The sequence below is a fragment of the uncultured Tateyamaria sp. genome (assembly GCF_947504105.1).
Lineage (GTDB): Bacteria > Pseudomonadota > Alphaproteobacteria > Rhodobacterales > Rhodobacteraceae > Tateyamaria.
On the sequence record NZ_CANNGP010000109.1, the window covers coordinates 1 to 2,564 of the forward strand.

General features: G+C 57.3%; 5 protein-coding genes. All 5 read left to right on the forward strand.

Features of this window, described 5'->3' with window-relative positions:
- The first annotated feature begins 63 nt into the window (after positions 1 to 63).
- The 5 genes from Q1A75_RS23610 to Q1A75_RS23630 all read left to right on the forward strand — a co-directional run bounded on the left by Q1A75_RS23610 (position 64) and on the right by Q1A75_RS23630 (position 2,160).
- Positions 64 to 318: a hypothetical protein gene (locus Q1A75_RS23610; RefSeq protein ID WP_299550721.1), complete on the forward strand. Its 255-nt coding sequence runs from the start codon at positions 64 to 66 to the stop codon at positions 316 to 318.
- A gap of 106 nt (positions 319 to 424) precedes the next feature.
- The gene (locus Q1A75_RS23615; protein WP_299550723.1) at positions 425 to 688 is read left to right on the forward strand and encodes a BrnT family toxin; all 264 of its coding nucleotides are present in this window, start codon (positions 425 to 427) and stop codon (positions 686 to 688) included.
- Entirely contained in the window at positions 672 to 968 is a 297-nt protein-coding gene (locus Q1A75_RS23620; protein ID WP_299550725.1) for a BrnA antitoxin family protein, read from the forward strand. The genes Q1A75_RS23615 and Q1A75_RS23620 overlap by 17 nt, the downstream gene beginning before the upstream one ends.
- A 25-nt stretch (positions 969 to 993) precedes the next feature.
- The gene (locus Q1A75_RS23625) at positions 994 to 1,332 is read left to right on the forward strand and encodes a hypothetical protein (protein ID WP_299550727.1); all 339 of its coding nucleotides are present in this window, start codon (positions 994 to 996) and stop codon (positions 1,330 to 1,332) included.
- Positions 1,333 to 1,956: 624 nt separating this feature from the next.
- A complete protein-coding gene (locus tag Q1A75_RS23630) occupies positions 1,957 to 2,160 on the forward strand; it encodes a hypothetical protein (RefSeq protein ID WP_299550729.1) in 204 nt (67 codons plus the stop codon).
- The last annotated feature ends 404 nt before the right edge of the window (positions 2,161 to 2,564 follow it).

The following is a 2,564-nucleotide window of genomic DNA, read 5'->3' on the forward strand; positions in this document are numbered from 1 at the left end:
AATCAAACCAATCAGATGAGCCAAACTCTCTCTTAGTTTAGACCGCCATTGGCCCCAAAAACCATGACGACGGACACCGCAGAGGTAGAGTCAAGCGAGCGTGAGATTTACGAAGGCTGCACCATTGCCGAGAACACCGAGGCAAACCGTGTGCAATTCATTTTCGATGGGAAGCCGAGCGAAGAAGTCCGCGCAATCCTAAAAAACCATGCGTTCAAGTGGGCACCGAGCCAAGGCGCATGGCAACGGCAGTTGACCAATGCGGCCCGCTTTGCTGGCCAGCAAGTGGAGCGGCAGCTAAAGGAAATCATGGGCTAGACCCCGTAGGCCAATTCACGCCTACCGCGTGAGTTGGTCTAAGAAATGCGGTTTTTGTAATTACAAAAACTTGACTTGAAACGCTAGTTATTGTAGTTACATAAACATGACGCGGATCATCACATATGACGAGCCAAAGCGGCAGGCAAACATTGATAAGCACGGCTTAGACTTTGACCTGTTAACCGAAGAGTTCTTTACGAATGCGATGATCCTTAACGCAAAGGACGGCCGCTTGATGGCGATTGGACCGCTTGAGGATGGAACAGTGGCGTGTGTTTTTGTGCTACTCGGCTCCGAGGGTCTTTCAGTCATTTCTCTGCGCCCAGCATCCAACAAGGAAAGGAACCGATATGACTCCTGGATTTGACGCAAAGAAGGCCAAGGCCGGTGGCTATACCAAACAGGATTGGGACGCTGTGGACAGCCCGGAGGCCACCGATGACATGCTGGCAGAACCCATGTCGTTGCAAGAAGTTGCCCCCAAACTTGCGGAGGCACTGAACAAGGGTGGTCGGCCAAAGTCTGAGAACCCAAAACAATCGGTCACACTGCGCCTCGATCCAGAAGTGATCGAAGCTTTCAAACAGGATGGAAGAGGCTGGCAGACGCGGATGAATAAAGCGCTGCGTAAAGCGGCAGGGATTTAACGCTTAACAGAGTGGGAGCGATAGCATGTCGATGCAATACAAACTGACTTTTCTTCCGGATGGCGATTTGGCGGAAAACGTCACCCTTGCCACTGTTGCAGAGGGTAGCAAGCACCCGTTTCTGTCGGTCATTGACGGTATGATTGCATCCGGCGGGTTCAAGTTTGATGATGACATTGAGGACTGGCAAGGTTTCCCCGACGGCGAAGGCTTTGCCAAGCCGCATCAAGCCGCGCAATTCTTGTCCGTCACAAAAGACGTTGCAAAGTCCGAGCAAGTGGTTTTCCCGAAGATGTTCCGCGCGCTCGATCTGTTGAACAAAGCCGCGTCAGGTAGAGGCCAGATCTATGTGTCGTATTTTTAGCTTGGCCCCTCCCCGTCGCTTTGCGCCGGGGATCGCGCCCTAGGCTTCGGCCGGCAGGCGGCCTCCGCCCCGAGCCGCTACCCCCTGCCCTCCCTGTGGCCCAGGTGCGCCGCCCCCTGTCTCTCCGAGCCAGCGCGCGGCGCGGCCAAATGGTCGGTCAGAGGCCACAGTCTCGGCCCATGCGGGTTACGGGTCGCTGGGGCGGTCATGATTGCCATCGAGGCGCACCAATTCAGGCGCATTCACTGCCACCATAGTACGCCCGGTCGGTCCAACGTTCCATTGTCGAGCGATGCGCCACGCCTGCGCCGACCGGGAAGTCCAGTTTGACCCCAGCTGCAGCCGGTGTCCCGCTTCTGGTTCAATGCAGAACCCCAACATGTGGTGCCGGGCTTTTCAGAACCTCTATGCACTACGACAGGCCGGTCGGCGCCCGTTAGACACGGCGGCCTCCTTTGTTTCTGGAAGATGTCTTTTCGCAGATCGCGGTCAGCGCGTTCCCGCCGCTAAAGCGGCGGCAAGCAGAAACACGGTTTCCACCTGCAGTGGACCCTCCGAGTTTCGGCTTGCGCGCTGCCCTGGTGCGATCGGCTCTTAAAAGTCATCGAAACAAAGGAGACCACCATGTCCAACTACATCCTCACCGTCCCCGTCACCTACAAATCCAACGGTTCCGAAAAGACCTCATACCGCCGCGTCGGCGCAGTCTTTGAGAACCAAAAGCGGGACACCGGCGAAACAGTCCTCTCGATCAAACTGGATTTCCCGGTAGGCGCAACCGAGCTGGTAGCCTTCCTGCCAAACCAGAACGACGAAGTGACCGACTGAGAACTTCCCGGCAACGGGGGCGGTGAAAGCCGTCCCCTCTCTTGCTGTTCAGCCTCACTTCAAAGCTGGCCAATGACATCGGGTTTCTTTGGAAGATCTGGTTTGCCCAGTGTTTTTGATCTTGGCCCCTCCCCGTCGCTTCGCGCCGAGGACTGCGCCCTAGGCTCCGGCCGGCGAGCGGCCTCCGCCCCGAGCCTCTACCCCCTGCCCTCCCTGTGGCCCAGGTGCGCCGCCCCCTGTCTCTCTGAGCCAGTGCGCGCCGCGGCCACATGGTTGGTCAGAGGCCAGAGTCTCGGCCCATGCGGGTAACGGTCGCTGGTGCGGTCCTGGTTGACATCGAGACGCACCGCCCTGCCCTTTCACCTTCTTGAAATATCTACCGTGTGCTTTCGGTCAACACTTGG

Excerpts from the sequence above, each read along its gene's own strand:
- Q1A75_RS23625 (WP_299550727.1), top strand. The coding sequence starts at position 994 with ATGTCGATGCAATACAAACTGACTTTTCTTCCGGATGGCGATTTGGCG.
- Q1A75_RS23610 (WP_299550721.1), top strand. The coding sequence starts at position 64 with ATGACGACGGACACCGCAGAGGTAGAGTCAAGCGAGCGTGAGATTTAC.
- Q1A75_RS23630 (WP_299550729.1), top strand. The coding sequence starts at position 1,957 with ATGTCCAACTACATCCTCACCGTCCCCGTCACCTACAAATCCAACGGT.
- Q1A75_RS23620 (WP_299550725.1), top strand. The coding sequence starts at position 672 with ATGACTCCTGGATTTGACGCAAAGAAGGCCAAGGCCGGTGGCTATACC.
- Q1A75_RS23615 (WP_299550723.1), top strand. The coding sequence starts at position 425 with ATGACGCGGATCATCACATATGACGAGCCAAAGCGGCAGGCAAACATT.